The organism is Kineococcus sp. NPDC059986, from assembly GCF_040702905.1.
Classification (GTDB): domain Bacteria; phylum Actinomycetota; class Actinomycetes; order Actinomycetales; family Kineococcaceae; genus Kineococcus.
Genome location: NZ_JBFBND010000012.1, coordinates 1 through 25442, shown reverse-complemented (window position 1 = coordinate 25442; position 25442 = coordinate 1). Strand labels below are relative to the sequence as shown.

At 75.1% G+C, this 25442-nt stretch carries 22 protein-coding genes; 10 read left to right on the top strand and 12 right to left on the bottom strand.

Translation table 11 applies throughout. From position 1 onward, the window contains the following. Positions 1 to 48 precede the first annotated feature (48 nt). Positions 49 to 2007, top strand: coding sequence for an amino acid transporter (locus AB0637_RS11125; RefSeq protein WP_366172211.1), 1959 nt, complete (start codon positions 49 to 51; stop codon positions 2005 to 2007). Between the two features lie 177 nt (positions 2008 to 2184). Here AB0637_RS11125 and AB0637_RS11120 read toward each other — a convergent pair whose 3' ends face one another. The 3 genes from AB0637_RS11120 to AB0637_RS11110 all read right to left on the bottom strand — a co-directional run bounded on the left by AB0637_RS11120 (position 2185) and on the right by AB0637_RS11110 (position 4909). Continuing rightward, complete coding sequence (locus tag AB0637_RS11120; RefSeq protein WP_366172210.1) at positions 2185 to 2481, bottom strand: SAV_915 family protein; 297 nt, start codon at positions 2479 to 2481, stop codon at positions 2185 to 2187. Positions 2482 to 2586: 105 nt separating this feature from the next. After that, positions 2587 to 3423, bottom strand: coding sequence for a glycosyltransferase family 8 protein (locus AB0637_RS11115; RefSeq protein WP_366172209.1), 837 nt, complete (start codon positions 3421 to 3423; stop codon positions 2587 to 2589). Positions 3424 to 3529: 106 nt separating this feature from the next. Further along, entirely contained in the window at positions 3530 to 4909 is a 1380-nt protein-coding gene (locus AB0637_RS11110) for a D-arabinono-1,4-lactone oxidase (protein ID WP_366172208.1), read from the bottom strand. A gap of 229 nt (positions 4910 to 5138) precedes the next feature. On the opposite strand from AB0637_RS11110, the gene AB0637_RS11105 reads away from it, so the two are divergent. From AB0637_RS11105 to AB0637_RS11085, 5 genes are all read left to right on the top strand, one after another. Next, positions 5139 to 5690, top strand: coding sequence for an HAD-IIIA family hydrolase (locus AB0637_RS11105; RefSeq protein WP_366172207.1), 552 nt, complete (start codon positions 5139 to 5141; stop codon positions 5688 to 5690). Then, positions 5687 to 6829: a glycosyltransferase family 9 protein gene (locus AB0637_RS11100; RefSeq protein ID WP_366172206.1), complete on the top strand. Its 1143-nt coding sequence runs from the start codon at positions 5687 to 5689 to the stop codon at positions 6827 to 6829. The genes AB0637_RS11105 and AB0637_RS11100 overlap by 4 nt, the downstream gene beginning before the upstream one ends. Positions 6830 to 6920: 91 nt before the next feature. Next, entirely contained in the window at positions 6921 to 9038 is a 2118-nt protein-coding gene (locus AB0637_RS11095) for a PfkB family carbohydrate kinase (protein WP_366172205.1), read from the top strand. After that, positions 9035 to 9583 carry a DUF1440 domain-containing protein gene (locus AB0637_RS11090; protein WP_366172204.1) on the top strand — a complete coding sequence of 183 codons (549 nt, stop codon included), beginning with the start codon at positions 9035 to 9037 and terminating at the stop codon, positions 9581 to 9583. The genes AB0637_RS11095 and AB0637_RS11090 overlap by 4 nt, the downstream gene beginning before the upstream one ends. Before the next feature lie 162 nt (positions 9584 to 9745). Continuing rightward, the gene (locus tag AB0637_RS11085) at positions 9746 to 11116 is read left to right on the top strand and encodes a hypothetical protein (RefSeq protein ID WP_366172203.1); all 1371 of its coding nucleotides are present in this window, start codon (positions 9746 to 9748) and stop codon (positions 11114 to 11116) included. A gap of 23 nt (positions 11117 to 11139) precedes the next feature. Here AB0637_RS11085 and glpK read toward each other — a convergent pair whose 3' ends face one another. Genes glpK through AB0637_RS11055 form a run of 6 tightly spaced genes read right to left on the bottom strand, consistent with a single transcriptional unit; the run spans position 11140 to position 18094 of the window. After that, on the bottom strand, positions 11140 to 12663 hold the full coding sequence (glpK, locus tag AB0637_RS11080) for a glycerol kinase GlpK (RefSeq protein ID WP_366172201.1): 1524 nt from the start codon (positions 12661 to 12663) through the stop codon (positions 11140 to 11142). A 38-nt stretch (positions 12664 to 12701) separates the two neighbouring features. After that, a complete protein-coding gene (locus tag AB0637_RS11075; RefSeq protein WP_366172200.1) occupies positions 12702 to 13457 on the bottom strand; it encodes an IclR family transcriptional regulator in 756 nt (251 codons plus the stop codon). 49 nt (positions 13458 to 13506) lie between these two features. After that, positions 13507 to 14034, bottom strand: coding sequence for a carbonic anhydrase (locus AB0637_RS11070; RefSeq protein WP_366172199.1), 528 nt, complete (start codon positions 14032 to 14034; stop codon positions 13507 to 13509). Positions 14035 to 14044: 10 nt separating this feature from the next. After that, positions 14045 to 15958 carry a DUF2264 domain-containing protein gene (locus AB0637_RS11065; RefSeq protein ID WP_366172197.1) on the bottom strand — a complete coding sequence of 638 codons (1914 nt, stop codon included), beginning with the start codon at positions 15956 to 15958 and terminating at the stop codon, positions 14045 to 14047. A gap of 15 nt (positions 15959 to 15973) precedes the next feature. Further along, positions 15974 to 16966, bottom strand: a complete 993-nt coding sequence (locus tag AB0637_RS11060; RefSeq protein ID WP_366172195.1) for a hydroxyacid dehydrogenase — start codon at positions 16964 to 16966, stop codon at positions 15974 to 15976. Between the two features lie 33 nt (positions 16967 to 16999). Then, a complete protein-coding gene (locus AB0637_RS11055; protein ID WP_366172193.1) occupies positions 17000 to 18094 on the bottom strand; it encodes a substrate-binding domain-containing protein in 1095 nt (364 codons plus the stop codon). A 23-nt stretch (positions 18095 to 18117) separates the two neighbouring features. On the opposite strand from AB0637_RS11055, the gene AB0637_RS11050 reads away from it, so the two are divergent. Continuing rightward, on the top strand, positions 18118 to 18723 hold the full coding sequence (locus tag AB0637_RS11050) for a histidine phosphatase family protein (RefSeq protein ID WP_366172191.1): 606 nt from the start codon (positions 18118 to 18120) through the stop codon (positions 18721 to 18723). Positions 18724 to 18775: 52 nt separating this feature from the next. Beyond that, complete coding sequence (locus AB0637_RS11045) at positions 18776 to 20191, top strand: bifunctional diguanylate cyclase/phosphodiesterase (protein ID WP_366172189.1); 1416 nt, start codon at positions 18776 to 18778, stop codon at positions 20189 to 20191. Positions 20192 to 20208: 17 nt separating this feature from the next. Here AB0637_RS11045 and AB0637_RS11040 read toward each other — a convergent pair whose 3' ends face one another. The 3 genes from AB0637_RS11040 to AB0637_RS11030 are packed head-to-tail and all read right to left on the bottom strand — an operon-like array spanning position 20209 to position 22381. Then, the gene (locus AB0637_RS11040) at positions 20209 to 20616 is read right to left on the bottom strand and encodes a RidA family protein (RefSeq protein WP_366172187.1); all 408 of its coding nucleotides are present in this window, start codon (positions 20614 to 20616) and stop codon (positions 20209 to 20211) included. Then, complete coding sequence (locus AB0637_RS11035) at positions 20613 to 21401, bottom strand: IclR family transcriptional regulator (RefSeq protein WP_366172185.1); 789 nt, start codon at positions 21399 to 21401, stop codon at positions 20613 to 20615. The genes AB0637_RS11040 and AB0637_RS11035 overlap by 4 nt, the downstream gene beginning before the upstream one ends. After that, on the bottom strand, positions 21398 to 22381 hold the full coding sequence (locus tag AB0637_RS11030; protein WP_366172183.1) for a sugar kinase: 984 nt from the start codon (positions 22379 to 22381) through the stop codon (positions 21398 to 21400). The genes AB0637_RS11035 and AB0637_RS11030 overlap by 4 nt, the downstream gene beginning before the upstream one ends. 74 nt (positions 22382 to 22455) lie before the next feature. On the opposite strand from AB0637_RS11030, the gene AB0637_RS11025 reads away from it, so the two are divergent. Both AB0637_RS11025 and AB0637_RS11020 read left to right on the top strand, forming a co-directional pair. Next, positions 22456 to 23742, top strand: coding sequence for an amino acid deaminase (locus tag AB0637_RS11025; RefSeq protein WP_366172181.1), 1287 nt, complete (start codon positions 22456 to 22458; stop codon positions 23740 to 23742). Then, the gene (locus AB0637_RS11020; protein WP_366172179.1) at positions 23739 to 25325 is read left to right on the top strand and encodes a D-aminoacylase; all 1587 of its coding nucleotides are present in this window, start codon (positions 23739 to 23741) and stop codon (positions 25323 to 25325) included. Before AB0637_RS11025 ends, AB0637_RS11020 begins: the two co-directional genes overlap by 4 nt. Positions 25326 to 25442 lie beyond the last annotated feature (117 nt).

The window sequence follows — 25442 nt, the reverse complement described above, 5'->3', positions numbered from 1 at the left end:
CGTCAAGATCGGCCCGTCGGCTTGCCGGAACGGCGACTCGGTGGGTCGATGAACGTCGTGTCTACGCAGTCCCCCGCCCGACCCCTCCGGGAATCGGCCCGGTCCTGGCTCCTGGAGGGCCTGACCGAACGCGCCGCGCACCAGCCCGGTCCCCACCGCAAGCCCCACCGCGAGCACGCGGGGCACCCGTGGTGGAAGGTCGTGTGCCTCACCGGCGTCGACTACTTCTCCACCCTCGGCTACCAGCCGGCGATCGCCTTCCTGGCCGCCGGCGTCATCTCGCCCATCGCCACGCTGGTCCTCATCCTCGTGACGCTCTTCGGCGCGCTGCCGGTCTACCGGCGCGTGGCCCGCGAGAGCCCGCACGGGGAGGGGTCCATCGCGATGCTGGAGAAGGTGCTGCCGTGGTGGGGCGGCAAGCTCTTCGTGCTCGTGCTGCTCGGCTTCGCCGCGACCGACTTCCTCATCACGATGACGCTGTCGGCCGCCGACGCCACCAAGCACGCGCTGGAGAACCCCTACGTCCCGCAGTTCCTCGAGGGGCACCAGCTGGGGGTGACCCTCTTCCTCCTCGCCCTGCTCGGCGCCGTCTTCCTGCGTGGCTTCTCCGAGGCGATCGGGATCGCGGTCGTCCTCGTCGTGGCCTACCTGGGGCTCAACCTCGTGGTGGTCCTCGACGCGGTCGTGCACGTGGTCGGCCAGCCGGTGTCGGTGCACCGCTGGTGGGAGGCCGTGCTCGCCCAGGGCAGTTCCCCCTTCGCCGTCGTCGGGGCCGCCCTCATCGTGTTCCCGCAGCTCGCGCTCGGGCTGTCCGGGTTCGAGACCGGGGTCCTCGTCATGCCGCAGGTCGAGGGCGGGTCGCGCGGCGAGGGGCTGGTGCGGCGCATCGCGGGCACGCGCCGGCTGCTGACGGTCGCGGCGCTGACGATGAGCGCGTTCCTGCTGGCTTCCAGCTTCGCGACGTCCGTCCTCATCCCCGCCCACGAGTTCCAGCCGGGGGGTTCGGCCAACGGTCGCGCGCTGGCGTACCTGGCCCACGAGTACCTCGGCAACGGGTTCGGCACGGCGTACGACGTCTCCACCATCGCGATCCTGTGGTTCGCCGGAGCCTCCGCCATGGCCGGGCTGTTGAACATCGTCCCGCGCTACCTGCCGCGCTACGGGATGGCGCCGCAGTGGACGCGGTCGGTGCGGCCGCTGGTCATCCTCTTCACCCTCGTCGCGTTCCTCGTGACGTGGCTCTTCGACGCCGACGTCGACGCCCAGGGCGGGGCGTACGCGACCGGTGTCCTCGTGCTCATCACGTCCGCGACCGTGGCGGTGACGCTGTCCGCGCACCGCAACGGGCAGAAGGGGGCGCGGGCGTTCTTCTCGGTCGTGACCGTCGTCTTCCTCTACACGACGGTCGCCAACGTCATCGAACGCCCCGAGGGGGTGAAGATCGCGGCCTGCTTCATCGCCGCGATCATCGTGGTCTCGCTCGTCTCCCGGGCCCTGCGCGCGTTCGAGCTGCGCGCCGACGGGGTCGAGTTCGACGAGACCGCGCAGCGCTTCCTCGACGAGGCCGTCGCCCGCGGCGCCCTCAACATCATCGCCAACGAACCCGACGCCCGGGACGCCGAGGAGTACGCCGAGAAGTGGTACGACGAGCGGCGCGACCAGCACATCCCCTCCGACGAACCCGCGGTGTTCCTCGAGGTGACCGTCGCGGACGCCTCCGAGTTCGAGACCCGGCTCAGCGTGTGCGGGGAGGAGCGCTTCGGCCACCAGGTCCTGACGGTGCGCAGCGCGGCCGTCGCGAACTCCGTCGCCGCCGTCGCGCTCGCCGTGCGCGACCGCACCGGGGTGCTGCCCGACGTGTGGTTCGAGTGGTCCGAGGGCAACCCGCTCGCGAACATCGTGCGGTTCCTCTTCCTCGGCGTCGGAGAGGTCGCCCCCGTGACCCGCGAGGTCGTCCGCCGGGCCGTCCCCGACCCGGCGCAGCGACCCCGCGTCCACGCGGGCTGAGGGTCAGCGCCCGACGTCGCGGCGGCCGAGGTCCTCGACCGTCTCCCGGCGCACCAGGACCCGCGCCTCACCGCGCCGCAGGGCGACCGCGGGCGGGCGGGGACCGCGGTGCACGTCGAGGCCGTCGACGGCGGGTGGCCGCCCGGTCGGGGCGGACGGGCAACAGGTGGTCCAGGCTCATGCCGCCACCTGTTCCCGCACCAGCGGGGAGGACGGGGTGAGGCTGAGCCGCGGGTCGACCGTCAGTGCCGTCGTCCCGCGCGCCTCGAGGAGCAGCCGCAGCGCGCCGACGCCGAGTTCCACGCAGGCGCAGTCGGCGCCGAGCACCTCGTGCAGCAGCTCCCGCGTCGTGAAACCCACTCCCGTGCGGACACCGCCCGGGTCGAGGAAGGTCCGCAGGACCACCGCCGGGCCGTGGCGGCGGACGGGCACGAACAACCGGGCTGGTGAACTGGCGGCGGTGGTGGTGGACACGACGGCGACGCTAGGCGGCGCCCGCCCACCCCGGAACGGGTCTTGACGCGCACCTGACGTGCGCCGCCACGAGCCTGATGCCGTGTTGACGCGCCGGGACCGTCCTCAGGCGGTGAGGACGTCCTGCTCGGCCACCGCCCACCACATCTCGTGCAGCTCGTGGTACCGGCTGCCGGGTTCGGTCCTGCCGTCCCAGGGCTTGTCGATGATGTAGTGGATGTTCTTGACCTGGTCGGCGTCCCACAGCGCGGGGTGCTGGTGCGGCAGCGTCTTCAGTGCGTTGTAGACGTAGGGCAGCGGCCGCCACCGGCCCTCGAAGAACTCGTTGAGGAAGTCCTGCTCGGCGAACTGGTACCGCGTGAGGTCGGTGAGCCCGTTCAGCGCGGCGATCATCGCGTCGAAGACCGCACGGTCGGGTTCCACGACGAGGAAACCGCCGTTGAAGTAGTTGTCGACGAGGTCCGGTTCCTCGGTGTGCTCGATCCCGCGGCAGTGGCTGTAGAAGCAGTTCTCGGGCTTCCAGGACTCGGGGTAGCTGGCGATGCGGTTGGGGTTGCAACGGCACGCGTGGCACGCGGCGACCCCGCCGGCGGGCAGTTCGAGGGAGAACAACTCGTCCATGCCCGCCACGACGAGCATGTCCGCGTCGAGGACGACCAGGCGCTCGAACTCCACCAGTGCCCAGGAACCGAGCTTGCTCCACACCTCGGCGAACCGGGCGTTGGCGTAGCGCGCCTCGAGCCGGCTGTCCGGGCGCAACGTCGGGACCTCCCGGACCAGGCACCCCGCGTCGAGCAGGGTCTGACGGTCGTCGGCTCCGATGTCCGGGGTCACCATGACCACGAGCGGGTGGGACGTGCCGGAGCGGCGCAACGAGGCGTTGAGCACTTGCACGCCCACCAGGTAGTTCGGCTGCGTCAGCAGGGTCGCCCACGCCTTCATCGGTGCACTCCTCGGTCGGGCCGGTCGGTCCGGCTGATCTGTGGTTCGGGCTGGTCCGTCGTCCGGGCCGGGTCGACCCGGGCTGGTCCCCGCGGGTCGACCGTGGTCAGTCGAACAGGCCGTCGGTGAACGTGTTGGCGAACCGGTGCCCGGGGTCGAGCTGGTCGCGCACCCGGCGGAAGTCGTCCCACCGCGGGTACAGCGCCCGCCAGTCGTACAGGGGGGCCTCGAAGTACTTGCCCCAGTGGGGGCGACCGCCGTGGGCGGCGAGCACCTCCTCGGCCGCGCGCAGGAAGTCCATCCCGCCCTCGGACAGGGTTCCGTCGTCGGCGTAGTAGACGACGAGGCCGAAGTACACGGTCTCCTGCCCCTGCGAGGGGCTGAGCCACGCGTTCGACGGACCGGTGCAACGCAGGATGACCGGGTAGTGCATGTGCGGGCGGGTCCTGGCGTGCCACTCCTTGAGGGACGCGACGACCTCACCGGCCCGCTCCAGCGGGACACCGATCTCCACGTTGATCTGGGGGGTCGCGATGCCGCGGCAGAACACCTGGTAGACGTCGCCCGTCACGTCGGTGAAGTCCCGGAACCGCTTGACCGTCCGGTACGGCTTGCTGTCGCCGTCCGCCAGTCGCGTGTCGCCGCGCATGTTCACGAGGGCCGCGTCGACCGTCCGGTTCATGGCGGCGCTGGCGGTCCCGTGCTCCAGCAGGCGTCCACCACCGCGTTCCCAGGCGAGCCGGTCCGCCTCGTCCGCCTCCCGCGCCGACCAGACGTGCACGAGGTCCTCGTCCGGGAACCACCACGCCTTGCTGAGTTCGTGGTCGCGGTTCCACGCGGGCAGCGCGGTCTCGAGGTCGTGGGCGCTGACGGCGTCCTTGACGCACGTGTACACGCGGGAGGGCACCGTGCGCAGGGTGACCGCGCTGACGGCTCCCAGGACGCCGAGGCCGAGCTGCACGGCGGGGAACCAGGGGTGGTGACGGTCGACGTCGACGACGGAACCGTCGGCCAGCACCATCCGCACGGTCAGCGCCGCGTCCCCGAGGGAGGACTGGCGCAGCCCCTGCCCGTGGGTCCCGGTCGCCAGCGCGCCCGCGAGGGTTTGGGAGGCGATGACCCCGGGGGAGGAGGGCAGCATGCGACCCATCGCCGTCAGCACGTCGTAGACGTCCTGCAGCAGGGTTCCCCCGGCGAACGTGACGCTGTCCTCGGTCGTGCCCAGCAGGCCGCGCAGGCCGGTGGTGTCGACCAGCCGGTCACCCGCGGAGGCGAGTTCCAGCATCCGCCCCGCGGACATCCGCGCACCGGTCAGGCGCAGCCGGCCGGGACTGGAGGAGACGGCTTCCTGCAGCTGGGTTTCGGTCGTCGGTCGCAGGAGCGAGGACGCCGGGGCGATCGTGGAGTTCCTGGCCCAGTTCCAGACGTCCGGACCGTCCTCGGTCGAGGTGCTGCGCGGGGGGTAGGGAGCGACGGGGATGCTCATCGACGTCTCCTGGGGGTTCGGGTTCCGACAGGCGGGACGTCGTCCGCAGGAGGGACGTCGTCCGGAGGAGGGGAACTCGTCCCGTTCCCTCGTCCTGTTGTCTCGGGGGAACCTAACCTGCCCGGCGGCGGACGTCGCCTCGAGGTGCCGAACGTGACGCGCGTCTCACCCCGGCGCTGCGGGTGGTGGTCGCGGTGCGTCCGTCGTCCCACTGGGATAGGAACAGCGGGTGGACAACCCTGACAGCCGGCCCGGTGTGCGCGCCGTGCTCTTCGACCGCGACGGCACGCTCGTGCACGACGTCCCGTACAACGGCGACCCCGAGCAGGTCCACCTCGTCGACGGGGCCGTGGCCGCGCTCGAGCGGGTGCGGGCGGCAGGGGTGCTCACCGGCGTCGTGACCAACCAGTCCGGCGTCGGTCGAGGCCTCATCACCGCCGAGCAGGCCGATGCCGTCACGGCCGAGGTCGTGCGCCGTCTCGGGGGCGTCGACGTGGTGCGCACCTGCCCGCACGCCCCCGGTGACGGCTGCGGGTGCCGCAAACCCGCCCCCGGTCTCGTCCTGGCCGCCGCCGCGGCGCTGGGGCTGTGTCCCGGCGACGTCGCGGTCGTCGGCGACTCCAGCACCGACGCGGGGGCGGCCCGCGCGGCGGGCGCGCGGTCGGTGCTCGTCCCCGGCCCCCGGACCCCCGGCGCGGAGCCGGACGGTGCGGACCACGCGCACGCCCCCGACCTCGCCGCCGCGCTGGACCTCCTGCTCGCGCCGCGGGCCGCCCGGTGAGCGGCCCGCGGATCCTGGCCGTCCGGCTGGACAGCGACGGCGACGTGCTGATGACGGGCCCGGCGATCGCCGCCCTGCGCCACGGTCCCGACGGTGTGCGTGCCTCCCGCCTCGACGTCCTCGCCGCGCCCCCCGGTGCCGCGGCCGCCCGTCTCCTGCCCGAGGTCGACGACGTGGTCGTGGCCGACGTCCCGTGGTCGGGCTACCACCCGCCCGCGCCGGACCCCGAGGCGCTGCGGGCGCTGGTGGACCTGCTTCGGCAGGGGCGCTACGACGAGGTGGTGGTGTTCACCTCCTACCACCAGAGCCCCCTGCCGATGGCCCTCCTGGCCCGCCTCGCCGAGGTGCCGCGCGTCGTCGCGGCCTGCGACGACTACCCGGGGAGCCTGCTGGACGTGCGGCACAAGCGTCCCGGGAACCCGGACGGGACGGGCGGTGAGCACGAGGTCGTCGCCAACCTGGGACTGGTGCTCGCCACCGGCCGGGCCGTTCCCGAGGACCCGCGGATGGCCCTGCGCCACCCCCTGCCGGACCTGCCGACGGACCTGCTCGACGAGCTCGGACCGGACCTGGGCGAGGGACGCTGCGTCGTCGTCCACCCCGGCGCCTCCGTCCCGGCGCGGGCCCCCCTGCCGGACGTGGCCGCGGCCGCCGTCGCGGCCCTGGACGCGGCGGGCTGGCGCGTCGTCGTCACCGGGGGCCCCGGTGAGGTGGAGCTGGCCGCGCGGGTGCGTGGGGTCGCGCGCCGTGTCGTCGACGCCTCGGGACGCACCACGTTCGGGCAGCTCGCGACCCTGCTCGAGGCGTCCGCCGTCGCGGTGGTCGGCAACACCGGCCCCGCCCACCTCGCCGCGGCTGTGGGGACGCCCGTCGCCAGCTGGTTCTCCGCGGTCATGCCCGTCGAGCGGTGGGCCCCCTTCGGGGTGCCGGTCGTGGTGCTGGGAGACCTGACCGCGCCGTGCCGCCTCACCCGGGCCCAGGTCTGCCCGACCCCGGGTCACCCGTGCCTGGACGTCTCGCCGCAGCGGGTGGTCGACGCCGTCGCGGCGCTGGCCGCGGGGGAGGTCCCGGTGCCCCCGCCGGCCGCCCCGATCGACCCGCGGTCCGCGGTGCCCGCCGGCGCGGAGCAGGCGCTGTGAGGGACGTCGTCGTCAGGGACGTCCCCGTGAGGGCAGCGACGGGACGACCGCGTGGTCCCCGCCAGATCCGCCACCAGCAGGAGGAGCAGTCGTGACCGACCCCATGCAGGACCGCCCCGCGCAGCAGTGGCTGACCGGGCACGCACCGGAGGTCGCGGCCGCGGTGGCCCGGCTCACGGCGCAGGCACCGGTGCTCGACGGCTGGGCGCGACGCCTCGCCGAGGTCCTCGCCCGCGGCGGCCGCCTGCTGGCCGCCGGCAACGGCGGCAGCGCCGCCGAGGCCCAGCACCTCACCGCCGAGCTGGTGGGACGCTTCGAGGGCGAGCGCCGGCCGTTGTCGGCGATCGCGCTGCACGCCGACAGCTCCACGACCACCGCCATCGGCAACGACTACGGCGGCGAGGAGGTCTTCGCCCGCCAGGTCGAGGCACACGGCCGCCCCGGGGACGTCCTGGTCCTGCTGTCGACCTCCGGCCGCAGCCCCAACGTCGTGCGGGCCGCCGAGCGCGGCCGCCGGGCCGGCCTGCACGTGCTGTCCCTGACCGGCCCGTCGCCCAGCCCCCTGTCGCGGGCCAGCGACGAGACCGTGTTCGTCGGGGTGGAGGGCTCCTCCACCTCCGCCGTGCAGGAAGGGCACCTCGTCGCGGTGCACGCCCTGTGCGCCGCGGTCGACGCACACCTGCGCGGGGAGGTCCGCGGGGAGGTCCGCGGGGAGGTCGTCGCCACCGGGGTCCGCGGTGCGGAACCGGCGCCGGCACCGCTCACCACGCCGGTCGTGGCGCGCGCGCCCCGTGCGACGGGGGAGCGGCACGTCGTCGTCGTCGGCGACAGCGTCCTGGACCGCGACCTCCTCGGGCGCAGCGAGCGCATCGCCCCGGACGCCCCGGTCCCCGTCGTGGACCTCACCGAACGGCAGGAGAGCCCGGGAGGCGCGGGGCTGACCGCCCTGCTCGTGGCCGCCGGCGGCGCCGGGACGGGCGGCACCCGCACCACGCTGGTGACCCCGCTGGCCGCCGACGAGGCCGGCCGCCGGTTGCGCGAGGGCCTGGAGGGCGCGGCCGACCCGGTTGCGGTCGTCGGGTTGGGCCACCAGGGCGCCACCCGCACCAAGACCCGGGTCCGGGTGGCGGGGCAGTCGCTGGTGCGCCTGGACGAGGGGGGTCCGGCGACGCCGCAGGACGTGGACGGTGCCGCCCTGGCCGCCGTCCTCGCCACCGCCGACGTCGTGCTCGTGAGCGACTACGGCGCCGGGACCACGCACGACCCGGTCGTGCGGGCGGCCCTGACCGAGGCGGCCCGCCGGGTGCCGGTCGTGTGGGACCCGCACCCGCGCGGGGGGCAGCCGGTCCCCGGCTGCACCCTGGTCTCCCCGAACCTGTCCGAGGCCCGGGCGGGCGCCGGAGCGTCGGGCCCGTCGACACCCGACGGGCTGGCCGAGCACCTCGCCACCCGCTGGGGTGCCCAGGGGGTCGTGGTGACGACCGGGGCGCAGGGCGCGTGGCTGGCGGCGCCGGGCTCGGAGGCGCTGTTCGTCCCGGCGCCCGTGGTGGCCGTCGGTGACCCCTGTGGCGCCGGCGACCGGTTCGCGGCCTCCGCCGCGCTCGCCCTGGCGGCCGGGCGGGTCCCGTCCGAGGCCGTGGTGAGCGCGGTGGGTGACGCGTCGGCGTGGGTCGCCGGCGGCGGCGCCGCCGGGTGGCGCGCGCTGCGGCACCCGTCGCAGGAGCAGGGCGTGCCGACGGTCGCGCACGACGCCGACGACCCGGTGGCCCGGGTCCGCGCCGCCGGCGGGACCGTCGTGGCCACCGGTGGTTGCTTCGACGTGCTGCACGCCGGTCACGTGGCGTGCCTGGAGGCGGCCCGCCGGCTCGGTGACGCCCTCGTGGTGCTCGTGAACTCCGACGCCTCGGTCCGCCGGTTGAAGGGCCCCGGTCGGCCCGTCAACGACCACGGCGACCGGGCGCGGGTCCTCGCGGCCCTCGACTGCGTGGACGCCGTGGTCGTCTTCGACGAGGACGACCCCCGCGCCGCCCTGGACGCGCTGCGGCCCGACGTGTGGGCCAAGGGCGGTGACTACGGCGGCGCCGAACTCCTGGAGGCCCCGCTCGTGCGCAGCTGGGGCGGACGTGTCGTGCTGCTGCCGTACCTGGCGGGTCGCTCGACCACCCTCACCCTGGCCCGGGGCGCGGCGCTGGCGGAGGAGGTCCGGTGACGACGACGCGCGTGGTCCTCGACGTGGCGACGGGCCTGCTGGCCGGCTGGGTCGGGGTGCAGGCCAAGGCGAAGGCCGAGTCCACCCTGCAGGTCTGGGGGGAGCGGCTGCTGCCGCCGCGCCCCGGCCAGAAGGACCTGCCGGGGGCCGACCCCGCGGGGCACGGCGACCGCATGCCCCCCTCGGAGCTGTACCGGCGCCTGGTCGACCTGCGGGGCGGGGACGGGGACGCGTTGCAGGGGGACGAACTGGAGGCCGGGGCCGTGTGGTTCCACCGGGCTCTGGCGTACGGGTACCCCGTCGTCTACTCGCTGGCCTCGCGACCCGTGCCCCTCGTGCGCGCCGGTGGGGGAACCCTCGGCGGTGCCGCGCTCTTCGCCGCCTTCCACGGCACGCTGCTGCCGGCGACGGGGGTGCAGGCGCGCGTGTCGGACCTGCCGAAGGCGTGGTGGGTCTGGGAGGGCGGGTCGCACCTGGTCTTCGGGATCGCCGTGGACGTGGTCGTGGGGACGGTGCGGCGCCTGACCGGCGACGCGATCCCCTGAGGCCGTCGCTCCACCCGGCGCCGGTGACACCCGGAACTCACCCGCCCGAGGGGGAGATCGCCGAACCCGCCGCGCGGGTTCCTCGCCGCCCGTAACGTTGTCGGGACCGTCGCACGGCGGTCCGGTCGAGCGGCAGTGGGGGAAATCGTGGTGTCGGGTCGGGTGCGTCGCACCGTCACGGGAGCGGTGGTCGCGGCGCTGCTGGCCTCGGGAGCACCGGAGGCCGCCGCCGCAAGGGACTGCTTGGCCGGCCCCGTCGCCGACCGCTACGCCGCGGTCGGGGGCCCGGCGGGACGGCTGGGACAGCCGACGTCGTGCCTGCGGCAGACCCCGGACCTCTCCGGCGTCTACGCGACCTTCGAGCGCGGCTCGATCTACTCCACCGAGGACACCGGGGCGTGGGACGTCTCGGGAGCCTTCGGTGCTTTGTGGAGCTCGACCGGCTGGGAGACGGGATTCCTCGGCTACCCGGCCTCGGGCGAGGAACCGGCGCGCGCCGGCGGGGTGTTCCAGGAGTTCGAGGGCGGCACCACGTTCTGGACTCCGGCGACCGGGGCGCAGGCGGTCTCGGGGGACGTCGAGGGCTTCTACGCCGGCCAGGGCTGGGAGTGGGGGTTCCTCGGGTACCCGACGAGCCCGGAGCGGTCCCTGGCCCGTGGCGACGGCGCGTACCAGTTCTTCCAGGGCGGGTCGGTCTACACCTCCGCCGCCTCGGGGACGCACAGCGTCTCGGGGGCGTTCCGGGGGCTGTACGACACCGTCCGGTGGGAGCAGGGCTTCCTGGGGTACCCGACCTCGCAGGAGTCGCGGATCCGCGACGGCGGCGCCTACCAGAAGTACCAGGGCGGCATCATGTACTGGTCGCCGGCGACCGGCGCCCACTCGGTGTCGGGGCCGATCCGCGAACTGTACGGCTCGTCGGGCTACGAGAACGGGTACCTCGGGTACCCGACCTCCCAGGAGTTCCCCACCCTGACCGGGAGCTACCAGCGCTTCCAGGGCGGGGTCGCCTACCAGTCGCCGTCCACCGGGCCCAACGCCGTCGCCGTGCCCTTCCTCGGGTTGTACGCCGCGCTGGGCTACGAGAACGGCATGCTGAGGTTCCCGCGGTCCGCCGCGGTGACCGACGAGGACGGGACCCGCTCGCAGTCCTTCGAGGGGGGCACCCTGGTGTGGTCCCCGTCCACCGGCGCCCACAGCCTGTGGGGCACCTTCCGGGCGAGGTACCTGCAGGACCGCGCCGGCGCGCGGGTGCTGGGCCTGCCGACGACCCAGGAGGTGCGCATCCGCGACGGAGGCACCTACCAAGCGTTCCAGCGGGGCACCGTCTACCTGACGTGGACCGGGCAGTACCACGCAGTCGTGGGCGCGATCCTCGCCAAGTACGGCCAGACGGGCTACGAGAACGGGTTCCTCGGGTACCCGACGAGCGACGAGTTCGACATCCCGGGCGGGCGGCGGACGAACTTCGAGCACGGCTACATCGAGTGGTCCGCCGCGACCGGGGCCCGGGTGAACGCCCCCATCGGCTGACCGGGGTCCGGCGAGACGTGGGGTCAGTGCCGGATCCACCCGAACGTCCGCCGGACGGCTTCCTGCCAGTCCTCCCACCCGCGGTCGCGCACCTCGGGGTCCATCGACGGCGTCCACTGCCCGGCCCGGTGCCAGCGGCGGCGCAACGCCTCGCGGTCGGGCCAGAAACCCACCGCCAGGCCGGCGGAGTAGGCCGCGCCGAGGGACACGGTCTCGCTCACCATGGGCCGCACGACGGGGGCGTCGAGGACGTCGGCGACGGTCTGCATGAGCAGGTTGTTCGACGTCATGCCGCCGTCGACGCGCAGCGAGTTCAGCCGCAACCCCGAGTCGGCGTCCATCGCGTCGACGACCTCGCGGGTCTGCCACGCCGTGGACTCCAGTGCGGCACGGGCGATGTGCCCCTTCGTGACGTACCCCGTCAGCCCGATGAGCAGACCGCGGGCCTCCGCGCGCCAGTGCGGGGCGAACAACCCCGAGAACGCGGGCACGAAGTAGCACCCGCCGTTGTCGGGCACCGTCCGGGCCAGCGTCTCCACCTCCGGTGCGGTGGAGATGAGTCCGAGGTTGTCGCGCAACCACTGCACGAGGGCGCCGGTCACGGCGATCGAACCCTCCAGGGCGTAGACGGGGGGTTCCCCCGCGACCTGGTGGGCCACCGTCGTCAGCAGCCCGTGCGAGGACCGGGTGATCTCCGACCCCGTGTTCATGAGCAGGAAGCTGCCGGTGCCGTACGTGCACTTCGCGTCGCCGGGGGAGAAGCAGGTCTGCCCGAACAGCGCGGCCTGCTGGTCGCCGAGGGCGGCGCCGATGACGGCCCCCGGGACGACGGAACGGGCCCGGCCGTAGACCTGGGAACTCGGGACGATCTCCGGCAGCGACCGGCGCGGGACCCCGAACACCTCCAGCATCTGCGGGGAGTAGTCCAGCGACGCGAGGTCCATGAGCATGGTGCGGCTCGCGTTCGTCACGTCCGTCACGTGGCGGCCGCCGTCGGGACCGCCCGTGAGGTTCCAGACGAGCCAGGAGTCGATCGTGCCGAACAGGACCTCACCCGCTCCGGCGCGCCGCCGCAACCCCGGGTCGGCCTGCAGCATCCAGGCGATGCGGGGTCCGGAGAAGTACGTCGTGAGCGGCAACCCGCACACGTCGGTGAACCGGTCGGCCCCGCCGGCCTCGGCCGACAGCTCCTCGACGAGGTCGGCGGTGCGGGTGTCCTGCCACACGACGGCCGGTCCGACGGGGTCGCCGGTGCGGCGGTCCCACGCCACGACGGTCTCCCGCTGGTTGGTGATGCCGATGGCGACGACGTCGGCGGGGCTCGCCTCCACCTGCGCCATGGCCTGCGGGACGAGCCGGGCCACGTTGCGCCAGATCTCGGCGGCGTCGTGCTCGACCCAGCCGGGGCGGGGGTAGTGCTGGCGGTGCTCGCGCTGGGCGACCGCCACGAGGCGGCCGGCGTGGTCGAAGAGGATGCACCGCGTCGACGTGGTGCCCTGGTCGATCGCGACGACGTAGCCCTGGTGCTCGGGTCGGTGGTCGCTCACGGCGTCATCCTGCCCGACGGTCCGTCGGGTGCCGCCTTTCAGCGGTCGCGCGCGCCGAGCCCGCGCGAGATCGAGCGCGCGGCCTGCCGCACCGCCGGGACGAGCCCGGCCCGGGGCCGTCCCCGGGCGTCGACGATGCGGTCGGCCTCGCCGTCCACGCCGATGGCCCCGACGACGATCCCGCCGAGGTCGCGCACCGGCGCGGCGATGCCCGCGACCCCCGGGAGCGCCTCCTCGACCTCCAGGGCCCAGCCCTGCTCGCGGACGGCGGCCAGCGTGCGGCGCAGGACGGCCGGGTCGGTGACGGTGCGCCCCGTCATCGCCACGAGGCGGCGGCGGTCCGGGCGCACGGGAGCGGAGGCGAGCAGGACCTTGCCGAGCGCGCAGGCGTGCGCGGGCATCGAGGTGCCGGTGCGCAGCTCCTGCATGCTGTCGTCGGGCCGGAACACGTGGTGCACGACGAGCGCGCGGCCCTCCGAGAGCGTCGCCAGCAGGACGGACTCCCCGGTCCGGCTGGCCAGGGAGTCCGCCCAGTTCACCGCCCGGGCACGCAGGTCGTTGGCGTCGATGCGCGGGCGGCCGAGGTCGGACAGGTCCGGGGCGGCCCGGTAGTCGCCGTCCTCGCCCTGGACCACGAGCCCGACGTCGACGAGAGTCCGGACGATCCCGTGCGCGGTCGTCTTGGCCAGGCCGAGGGCGTTGCCGATGTCGACGATCCCGAGCCCCTGCCCCGCCCCGGCGAGCAGGCGCAGCACGGCGACGGCACGCTCGATGGACTGGATGGGGCCGGGCACGGGGACATCCTCGCCCAGCCGGGGCGGGTCGCCCCCGGGTCGGTCCCCGTCAGCTCTGCGGCTGGTCCTCGGCCTCGCCGTCGGCGGGGACGACGATCTCGATCGCGCCGGTGCGCACGTCGTAGACACCGCCCGCGACGGGCATCTCCGCGGGCAGGAACGGCCAGGACCGGATGCGCTGCACGTCGTTGACGAGCGTCGCGCGCTGGTCGGGGATCGTGCGGAACTCGATGCTGCGCGAGTCGACGCCGTGGGCCAGGACCTTGGCGTGCACGTCGGGGTCGGTGTTCTTCGTCATGCCGCAGTCGGTGTGCGCCAGCAGGAGCACGCGCTCGACGCCGAGCAGGTAGTGGGCCAGGACGAGCGTGCGCAGGGTGTCGTCGGTGACGCGGGCGCCGGCGTTGCGCAGGATCTTCGCGTCCCCCTTGGCCAGGCCCAGCATCTCCAGGGGGGAGATGCGCGAGTCCATGCAGGTGATGACGGCGAGCCCGACCCCGGCGACCCCGGGGCGTCCGTCGTCGACGAAGGTCTTGGCGTACTCGGCGTTGGCGGTCAGGACGTCGGCGAAGGGATCCACGGCGCCGTTCTTACCACTCCACCGCCGGGACGTCCTGCGAGGTGGCGGGCAGCCTGATCCGGCACCGCGCCCCGTCCGCGAACGTCACGGACACCTCGCTGCCGGTGACGAGGACCTCGGGTGCGGGGCCGGGGTCGGCGGCCGACAGCGTCGCCGCCACGACGGCGGGGGACCGCGTGGCGACCCCCCGCAGCCGGGGCACGAGCGCCCAGTCGCCGAAGGCGGTGCCGGCCGGTGCGCGCACGACGTCGGCGACGTCGAACCCGGCGACGGCCGCGAACCGCGTCCGCAGCCCGGGGGCGTCCACCTGCACGGCGGTCCCCGCCACCTCGGTGTCGAGCTCCCACGGCCCCGCCGCGGCCAGGGCCCAGCCCGTCGCGGTGACGGCGGTCCCGGCGGGGGCGGCCTCGAAGGAGAAGACCCGCACCTCCCACGCACCGCGGGCCACGACGACGCACAGCACCTGCGCCTGCGGCAGCGGTGTGCCCGCGAACGCGGGGCGGTGCCGGCTCGCGGCCCAGCCGGGTCCGGTCCCGACGGGGTCGAACCCCGCCCGGACGCCGTCCCGCGCTCCCGGCAGGTGCACGACGACGGTGTTGTCCGCGACGTTCGCGGCCGACGTCGGGCCCGTGCGCGTCGAGTACGCCAACCGGGCGTACAGCGGGTCGACGGCGGTCGGCTGCCCGGGACGGGAGTGGTCGGAGCCGTGGTTGTGCACCCGGACGAGGCCGTCGGGGGTGTTCTGGACGAGCCACCCCGGCGGCCCGACGGGGGTCGTGCGGGCCGGGCCGAGCGCGGGGACAGGTTCCTCCGTCGCCGTCCACAGCGGGTGGTCGGCCGGGGCGAGGAGGGCGACGAACGCCTTGGACAGCCAGTACGGCGACCCCGGTCCGGAGTACGGCTGGAGGCTGCCCGCGTGCGGTCCGTACCAGCCGCGGACGAACACCCCGTCGCGGGTCGCGCCGCGGTCGAGGAAGTGCCGCACGGCCCCGGACAGCAGGGACCGGCTCACCCCGGGCGACCACGGCGTCGCCCCCGTCACGGCGCCGGCGGCGACCGAGCTCGCGGCGGCGAACCGGTAGGTGAGGGAACGCCCCTGGTGCAGCGGGGCGCCGTTCCCGTCGAACGTGCGCGCGAAGACCTCGAGGAACTCCCGCAGCCGCTCGGCCACGCGGTTCGCCAGCCCGATGTCGTCGGGTGTCGTGCCGGACCGCAGGTGCGCGTGCAGCACCGGGTACAGGTGCATGGCCCAGCCGACGTAGTGGTCGAACATCCGGCCGTCGCCGTCGGAGTACCAGCCCTCGCCGCGGTACCAGCCCTCGAGTAGTTCCAGGCCGCGGTCGACGACGCGTTCCGTCTCGGTGTCACCGCGGCCGGCGCCGGTGAGGAACGAGGCCACGGCCAGGGGGAACAGGTACCAGTTGTTCGGGGCGGGTTCGTGCCGCAGGCTCCCGCGCAACCACGCCTCGACCTGGTCCTGCTCGGCCCGGGACAGCCCGTCCCACAACCACTCCCGCGTCAGGTCGAGCGCGAGGGCGACCGAGGCCGACTCGACCATGGGTTGTCCTCCGTCGCCGACGGACCGGACCGGGGGCCAGGACTCGGCGTCGTCGGCGCCGGGGGTGCGGGTCCCGGCGAGCAGCCCCCGCCGGTAGTGCACGAGGTGGCCGTGCGGGTCGTCGCCACCGGTTCCGGCGACGCGGAACGCGGCCGTCAGGAACGTGCGGGCGAAACCCTCCAGCCCGTCCGACACCCACCCCGCGCGGGCGGGTTCCCCGGGCAGGTCCAGACGCCCGAACCCCGGGCTCGCCCAGGGTCGGACGGCCAGCAGCAGGTCGTCGGCGGCGGCCAGCCAGTGCGCGCGCGTCCACCCGGTGACGGGGGACAGCACCCGGTCCTCGGGAACGTCCGGCAGCAACGGCACGTGCAGTCCTCTCGGTCAGGCGGTGCGGGACAGGGCGGGGTGGGCGACCGGGTGGCGCAGCGGGAGGCCGGCGACGAACCGTTCCACCTCGGCGGCGGCCGCGGAGGCCAGCCGGCGCAGTTCGTTGCCCTGCGAGCCCGCGACGTGCGGGGTGAGCAGGACGTTCGGCAGGTCCCACAGGGGCGAGGTCGCCGGCAGGGGTTCGGGGTCGGTGACGTCGAGGACCGCGTTCAGCCGGCCGCTGCGGAGTTCGGCCTCCAGCGCGACGCCGTCGACGACGGCACCGCGTGCGGTGTTCACGACCGTGGCGCCGTCGGGGAGGGCGGCCAGCACCCGCGCGTCGACGAGACCGCGCGTCTCGGGCAGCAGTGGGGTGTGGACGCTGAACACGTCGCTGCGCGCGGCCAGTTCCAGCAGGCCCACGGGTTCGGCACCGAGGGCGCGCAGTTCCGCGTCGGGGACGTAGGGGTCGTGGACGAGCAGGTCCAGGTCGAAGGGACGCAGCAGTTCCAGGACGCGGCGGCCGACGAGGGAGGCGGACAGGACGCCCACCGTGGCGCCGTAGTTCCCGCGCCCCTCCGGCAGGGACGCCGGGCGGGTCCGGCGGGCGTGGTACCCGCGGGCGGCGCCGAGCACGTCCTTGCCGGCCAGCAGGACCACGGCGAGGGTGAACTCGGCGACCGGGACGGCGTTCTGCGCGGCGGCCGACGACACGAGGATCCCGCGTTCCCAGACGGCGGGGGTGACGTGCGCACGGACGGACCCCGCGGCGTGGACGACGGCCCGCAACCGCGGCGCGGAACTCACGACAGCGGGGTCGAGGACGGGGCACCCCCAGCCGGTGACGAGGACGTCGACGTCGGCGAGGGTGGCGAGGGCGGCGGGGCTGGTGAACTCCGTCAGGAGGCCCGGGGCGAGGTCCACGCTCCGGCGCAACCGTTCGAGGAACGGTCCGTCCACGACGCGGTCGTAGGTGGGCGGGCTCATCGCCAGCGCGGCGCGCATCATGCGCCGGACTGTTCCCGCGCGGAGTGGTGAGCGTCAAGATCGATCGATCGCGCGTGAGCGATCGATCGTCCGCACGCTGTGGCGTTCGACGAGGTGCGGGGCGATCTCGAGGTGCCGGGTCGGGGCGTCGGGCGCCGCCATCCGCCACGCCAGCAGGTCCACGGCGGCCCGGCCCACCTCCCGCTTCGGCGGGGCGACGGCCGTCAGCCGCACGTCGCCGAGCCCGGCCACGACGTCGTCGTAGGCGACGACGGACACGTCGTCGGGCACCCGCAGCCCCGCCCCCGCCAGCCGCGGCACCAGCGAGAGCGCATCGGCGTCGGAGTGCACGAGCAGCGCCGTCGCCCGCAGGCGGCGGACCGCCTCCGCGGGGTCGGGGGCCTGCGCCGAGTGAGTCGCGTCCGCCCCGTCCGAGCTCAGCAGCGGTTCGGACAGGACGGGCAGCCCCAGGGAGCGCGCGGCGTCGCGGAAGCACCCGCGCACCGTCCGCGCCGAGGGGGAGTCGTCGCGGCAGAACGCCACGATCCGGCGGTGTCCGTGCGCGCGCAGGTGCGACAGCGCCAGGTGGACGCCCGTCGCGTGGTCGCTGCGGACCGCGTCCCGCGCTGCGAGCGCCGACCCGCGGGGGGCGAACCGCTCGACGACGACGAGCGGGACCTCCGGGGGGCAGACCGCCGCGATCGGGTCCGACGCCACCTCCTCGACCGAGCGCCAGCGCGGCGCGTAGAGGATCCCCGCCAGGTCCGGCGCCCCCAGGGCCCGTCGCACGGCCGCCGCCGCCGCGCCCTGGTCGCGGGCCACCTCCAGCACGTACCGGCCGCCGTGCGCCGCGACCGCCGCGTCCGCGCCGCGCAGGATGACCCCGAGGTAGCCGTTGGGCTCCCCGACCGCCACGACCCGCCCCAGCGCCGCCGCGTCGGGCGGGGCGGCGCTGACGACCCCGTGCCGGCGGTGCAGCCGTCCCGCGGCCGCGAGCGCCTCCACGTCCCGGCGGACGGTGACGGCGGCGGCGCCCAGCTCCTCGGCGAGGTCGGCGACACGGGCCGTCCCGCGCGCTGCGACGAGGGCGGCGATGCGCTCGCGCCGGGCGACCCGGCCGTCCGCGGGGGCTGCCGTCGCGTCCGTCACCGCGGCAACGCTAGCCTCCCGGGGTGTCGATCCTCGTCGTCCGCCACGGACAGACCGCGTGGAGCCTGTCCGGTCAGCACACGGGGAGCACGGACGTCCCCCTCACCGAGGTCGGGGAGGACCAGGCCCGCCACCTCGCACCCGTCTTCGTCGGCCGCGACGTCGCGGCCGTCCTCGTCAGCCCCCGGCAACGCGCGCGCCGCACGGCCGAGCTGGCCGGCCTCGCGAGCGCCCCGGGCGGGTTGCAGGTCGACCCCGACCTCGTCGAGTGGGACTACGGCGCCTACGAGGGCCGCACGACGGAGGAGATCTCCGCCGAGCTGGGCCGCCCGTTCTCCGTCTGGCACGACGGCGTCGAGCCCGGGGACACCCCGGGCGAGACCGTCCACCAGGTCGCCGTCCGCGCCCGCAGCGTGCTGCGCCGGGCCGAGGGGCTGGCCGGACCGGAGGGCCGGGACGTCGTCCTCGTCGCCCACGGGCACTTCCTGCGGGTCCTGCTCGCCACCTGGCTGGGCCTGTCGCCCACGGCGGGGGCCCTCTTCGCCCTCGAGGCCGGGACGTGGGGCGCGTTGGGGCACGAGCACGGACGCCCCGTGCTCGACCGGTGGAGCGTTCCGCCGGCCGGGTGAGCCCGTTCGGCTGAGCGGCTCAAGTCCGCGGCCGACGTGCCGATGGGCGGGCGTGAGTCCCGCCTCCGCCGCCGCCTGGGTCGTCGCCGTCCTGGTCTCGGTGGTGTCCGCGGTCGCACTCACCGTCCTCGTCCGCCAGCGCGACCGGGTGCGCGTGGAGCTGGCCCGGACGGACCCGCTCACGGGGCTGGGCAACCGCCGCGCGCTGCACGAGACCGCGGAACCCCTGCTCGACCGGGACGGCCGGCTGGGTCTGCTCCTGCTGGACCTCGACGGGTTCAAGGACGTCAACGACACCCTCGGCCACGCCGCCGGGGACGAGGTCCTCGTCCAGGTCGCCACCGTGCTGGCCGCCACGCTCGGCGACCGCGGGACCATCACCCGCCTCGGCGGCGACGAGTTCGCCGTCCTCGTGCCCGACCCGCAGGACGGTGACCGCGGGGTCGCCGAACTCGAGGTTCTTTCCAAGCGGCTGCTCGCGGCGCTCGCGGTGGGGGACCTGCACGCCGGTGTCGTGCCCATCGACCTGCAGGGCAGCATCGGGATCGCCGTCTCCGGCCCGGACGGGCGCTCGCTGGGGGAACTGCTGCAGCGCGCGGACATCGCGATGTACGCGGCCAAGCGTGCCCGTGTCGGGGTGCTGCGCTACGACGCGGCCAGCGACCCGCACTCGACGGGGGCGCTGGAACTCCTGGGGCAGCTGCGAGCGGCGATGGACGCCGACCAGCTCGCCCTGCACTACCAGCCCAAGGTGTCCGGCGACGGGGGACGCCTGCTGGGGTTCGAGGCCCTCGTCCGCTGGAACCACCCCGTCCGCGGGCTGCTCCTGCCCGCCGACTTCCTGCCGTTCGTCGAACGGACCCACCTCATCCACGCCCTCACCCGGTGGGTCCTCATCACCGCGCTGCGGCAGGCCGCGACGTGGCGGGCGCAGGGTCTGCAGACGTCCATGGCGGTGAACATCTCCGCCGTCAGCCTGGACTCCGGTCTGCTGGGCATCGTCGAGGAGGCGCTCGCCCTCACCCGGTGGAACCCCGCCGACCTGGTCCTGGAGATCACCGAGACGGCGATCATCCACGACCCCGTCGGGGCGCGCGCCGTCGTGGAGCGGCTCCGCGAGCGCGGGGTGCGGGTCGCCGTCGACGACTTCGGCGCCGGGTCCACGAGCCTGGTCCACCTGCGCGGCCTCGCGGTGCACGAGCTGAAGATCGACCGGCAGTTCGTCAGCGAGCTCGTCGCCCACCCCGAGGACGACGTCATCGTCTCCTCCGTCATCGCCCTGGCCCACAAGCTCGGCCTGGCCGTCGTCGCCGAGGGGGTGGAGACCGGCGCCGCCGCGGACCGGTTGTGCGCGCTCGGGTGCGACGAGCTGCAGGGCTTCTACTTCGCCCGTCCCCTGCCGGCGGACCAGGCCATGGCCTGGGCCCGCGCGGAGGGGATGGCCGGCGCCGCCGTCGAACTGCGCTGACCGACGGCGAGGTCGCGTCAGTCCAGGACGGCGAGGGCGTCGATCTCGACGAGCATCTCCTCGCGCGGCAGCCCCGTCATGACGGTCGTGCGGGCCGGCAGCACCCCCGAGGGGCAGTTCCGCGCGACGAACTCCCCGTAGGCCTCGTTCATCGCGGCGAAGTCGTCCCGGGTCGTCAGGTACACGCGGAGCATGACGACGTCCTCCAGGCTCGCCCCGCCGGCGCGCAGGACGGCCTCGACGTTGCGCAGGGTCCGCAGCGTCTGGGCGCGCACGTCACCGGGGTGCAGGTACTCACCCGTCGCGGGGTCCACGGGGCCCTGGCCGGAGACCTGCAGCAGCGGGCCCTTGCGGACGCCCTGGGAGAACGTGTGCGCCGGCGCGGGGGCGTCGCTGGTGCTGACGGCGGTCTTGGGGTGGCTCACGGGAGTTCTCCTCCGGGGGGTGGGGACGTGGGACGGAACCCGCAGTCGCGGGCGATGTCCGCGGTGGCGGACAGCAACGGGGGCACGAGGTCGAGGACCGCCTCGTGCGGGAGCAGGACGTCGGGGACGGACAGCGAGACGGCGGCGAGCACCTCGCCGTGCGGTCCCGTGACGGGGGCCGCGACGCAGTTCACGAACGTCTCGTTCTCGGCGTGGTCCTGCGCCCACCCGCGGTCGGCGACGTCCTGGAGTTCGGCCAGCAGCCGGTCGGGGTCGACGAGGGTGCGTCCGGTGCGGCGCACCAGGTCCAGCGTCGCGACGGCCTCCGCGCGGTCGGCGGGGGACAGTCCTGCGAGCAGCACCTTGCCGACCGCCGTGCAGTGCAGGACGGCCTCGCTGCCGACGCGCGAGGCCATCCGGACGGGCGCGTCCCGCGGTTCCAGCTTGTCGACGTAGGTGGCGCGGTAGCGGCCGCCGTGGCCGTCGAGGACGGCGACGTGGACGGTCTGGCCGACGCGGTCGCGCAGGTCCCGCAGGCGGGGGGCCGCCGCGCGCAGGACGTCGACGTGCTCGAGGGCGACGTCCGCGAGCCGGTAGAGCTGGGGGCCGAGGACGTACCGGTGGTCCGGGGCGCGGTGGACGAACCCCGCGCCCTCGAGGTCGCGCAGCAGGCGCAGCACCGTGCTCTTGTGGGACCCCGTGGCCTCGGCCAGCGCGCCGAGGGTCCCGGTGCCGGCGGCGAGGAGGTCGAGCAGGTGCAGGGCGCGGACGAGGCTCTGGCTCACGGACGGGACGGGCCGTCGGCGGGGGTTCCGGGCAGGGCCGGGACGTCCAGCGGGCGGTCGGCCCGGACGACGAGAGCCGCTGCGGCGCACCGGTGGCCGAACGCCACCGCCGCGTCGACCGGCAGGTCGCGCTGCCGGGCGGCGAGGTACCCCGCGGCGAACGCGTCGCCGGCGCCGACGGGTTCGACGACGTCGACGGTCAGGGCGGGGACGTGCCGGTCGGGGGCGCCGGGTTCCAGGACGAGCACCCCGTGCTCCTCCTGCTTCAGCAGGATCCGCCGCGCCCGCGGGAACAGCCCGCGCAGCCGGGCGGGGTCGTCGGTGCCGAACACGGCGCGGGCCTCGTCGGCACCGAGCAGCAGTTCGTCGGCCGCGGCGGCCAGCGCACGCAGCGGGGCGTCGTCGCGGTCGCGCCACAGGACGGGACGGTGGTTCAGGTCCACCGAGAGCGTCGTCCCGCTCGCGTGGACGCGTTCGGTGAGCGTGGCGCAGAACTGCGCGGCGGACGCCGACAGGCCCGCGGTGATGCCGCTGACGTGCACGACCGACGCGCGGGCCAGGACGGCCGTCACGGCGGGGTCGTCGAGGTCGGCGGTGGAGAGCGCCGCGGCGGCGGACTCGCTGCGGTAGTAGTGCATGCGGGAGCGTCGTGACCCGTCCGCGGCCGTCCCGGGGGCCTTGACGTAGAGCCCGGTGGGCCGGACCGGGTCGGTGGCGACGGCGCTGACGTCGATGCCGGCCGTCGTGGCGAGGTCACGGACGTGGTCGGCGAACCCGTCGTCCCCGAGTCGGGAGACCCAGGCCACGTCGACGCCGAGCCGGCCGAGGGTGAGCGCCACGTTGAGTTCGGCCCCGCCGACGGTGCGCGTGAAGGTCTCGGCGTCGGCGAGGGGGACGTCCTCGGTGGGGGTCAGGACCACGAGGGCCTCACCGACGCAGACGACCGTTCCGCGCAGGGCGGGGACCTTTGACCCGGGCACGGCCCGATGCTAGAACGGCCGCACGATCATGCGCAACGGCCGTTGCGCTCTGTGCAACGCCTGCTGGAGGGCTCGTGGCCTACGACGCGCACCACCTCGGACCCCTCGACCCGCGGTTCAAGGCCGTCCCCGTGACGGCCTGGGGTGAGGACGCCGCCGAGTTCGCCGCGCGCCGCCCACCGCTGCACGAGCTGCCGACACCGCTGCTCACGCTCGACGCCGGGGCGCTCGCGGGGAACGTGGCGACCCTGGCGCGGTGGACCGCCGAGGTCGGCGTCGACCTCGCCCCGCACGGCAAGACGACGATGGCGCCGTCCCTGTGGCGCGAGCAGCTCGCCGCCGGGGCGATCGGCCTCACCGTGGCGACGCCCTGGCAGTTGTCGGTCGCCCTGCGCGAGGGCGTGGACTGGGTGCAGGCCGCGTACCCCGTGCTGGATCCCGCCGTCCTGCGCTGGCTGTCCGCGCCGCGGTCCGGTCGCGTCCTCGTCTGGGCCGACGGGGTCGACGTCGTCGAGCGGATGGCCCCGCACGTGCGGGACGCCGTGCACCCCCTCGACGTGCTCGTGGAGCTCGGCGGGGCGGGGGGCCGGACCGGGGCCCGCTCCCTGGACGCCGCCGTGGCCGTCGCCCGCGCCGTGCGCGCCACGCCCGGCCTGCGGCTGGCCGGGGTCGCCGGGTACGAGGGGGCCTTCGCCCACGACGCGTCCGCGGCGAGCCTGCAGACCGTCCACGACTGGGTCGCCGATCTCGCCGCCCTGCACCGGCGGCTGGCCGACGACGGGGTCTACCCCGACGACGTCCCCGGCGGCGTGGTCGTGTCGGCCGGGGGCAGCGCCTACTACGACGTCGTCGTGGCCGGGCTCGCCGGTCTGCACGACCCGGCCGGCGGCGTGCGCGTCGTCCTGCGCTCGGGGGCCTACATCGGCCACGACGACGGGTTCTACCGCGAGGTCACCCCCGTCCACCGGTTGCGGTCCGGCCCCGCGGCGTCCGGAACCCTCCGGTCGGCGCTGCACGGTTGGGCGCGTGTCGTCTCCCGCCCCGAACCCGGACTGGCGCTCGCCGACGCCGGGAAACGGGACCTGCCGTTCGACGAGGGACTGCCCGTCGTGCAGGCGGTGCGTCGCGGCGGGGACGGGGACACCGAGGAACTCACCGGGTGCACCGTCAGCGCCCTCAACGACCAGCACGCGTTCGTGCGCTTCCCCGCCGACGTCGACCTCCGCGTCGGGGACGTGCTGCGGCTCGGGATCTCCCACCCCTGCACGGCGTTCGACAAGTGGGGACTGCTCCCCGTCCTCGACGACGCCCTCGCCCCGCAGCCAGTCCTCGTGGACTGGGTGCGGACGGTGTTCGGGTGAACCTGCTGGTCCGAGGGGCCACGCTCGTCGACGGCACCGGAGCGCTCGGCCGTCGCGGGGACGCCCTCGTCGTCGACGGCCGGATCGCCGAACTCGGTGACGTCGGGACGACGGCGGGGGCGCGCGTCCTGGAGGCGGACGGGCTCGTGCTCGCCCCGGGGTTCATCGACCTGCACGCCCACTCCGACCTCGCGGTGCTGACCGACCCCGAGCACCTGGCCAAGACCACCCAGGGCGTCACGACGGAGGTCCTCGGGCAGGACGGGTTGAGCTACGCCCCCGTCGACGACGCGGCCCTGGCCGTGCTGCGGGAGCAGCTCGCCGGCTGGAACGGGGTTCCCGACCTCGACTGGGACTGGCGGACCGTCGGGGAGTACCTGGACCGCGTCGACCGCGGCACCGCCGTCAACGTCGCCTACCTCGTCCCCCAGGGGACCGTGCGGTTGCTCGTGGTCGGCGCCGACGACCGGCCCGCGAGCCCGGCCGAACTCGACCGCATGCGCGGACTCGTCGCGGCCGGGATGGCGGACGGGGCCTTCGGGATGTCCAGCGGTCTCACCTACGTGCCCGGGATGTTCGCCGACACCGCCGAACTCGTCGCCCTGTGCGAGGTCGTCGCGCGGGCGGGGGGTTTCTACGCTCCGCACCAGCGCTCCTACGGTCGTGGCGCCCTGGCGGCGTACGCCGAGGTCGTCGACGTCGCGCGCCGGTCGGGCGTCGCCCTGCACCTGACGCACGCCACGATGAACTTCGCCGTCAACGCCGGCCGGGCGGGGGAGTTCCTCGCCCTCGTCGACGCGGCGTCGGCGGAGGGGATCGACGTCACTCTCGACACCTACCCGTACCTGCCGGGTTCGACCACCCTGGCCGCGGTCCTGCCGAGCTGGGCGTCGGCGGGGGGACCGGCCGCCGCGCTCGACCGGTTGGTGGACCCGGAGGCGTTGCGGCGCATCCGGTACGCACTGGAGGTCGAGGGCTCCGACGGGTGCCACGGCGTCGTCGCCGACTGGTCGACGCTGCAGGTGTCCGGCGTCCGAAACCCCGAACTGTCCGGTCTCGTCGGGTCGACGATGTCGGAGGTCGCCGCGCAGCGCGGCGCCGACCCGTTCGACGTCTTCGTCGACGTGCTGCGCCGGGACCGGTTGGGCACGACGATCCTGCAGCACGTCGGGCACGAGGAGAACGTGCGCGCCATCATGCGCCACCCGCAGCACGCCGGCGGCAGCGACGGACTGCTCGTCGGCGCGCGACCGCACCCAAGGGCGTGGGGGACCTTCCCCCACTACCTCGGGCACTACGTGCGGGAGGAGGGCGTCCTCGGTCTCGAGGAGTGCGTCGCCCACCTCACGTCCCGGCCCGCCCGCCGACTGGGGTTGACCGACCGCGGTGTCCTGCGCCCCGGGACGGTCGCGGACCTCGTCCTCTTCGACCCCGCCACCGTCGCCGCCGGGGCGACCTTCGAGGAACCTCGCCGGCCGGCCGTCGGGATCCCGCACGTGGTCCTCGGTGGAGTTCCCGTCGTCGAGGACGGGGTGCGCACCGACGCCGTTCCCGGCCGGTCCCTGCGGCACGGGCGCGGCTGAGCGCGACGTCCGGGCAGGCGGACGTCACCCGGCGCGGGTCCAGTGCCCTCCCGTCGCGGGAGCGGTCTCGGGGGTGTCGGTGGAGCGGCGAGCGATCCTGCGCCGCTCTGCGGTGCG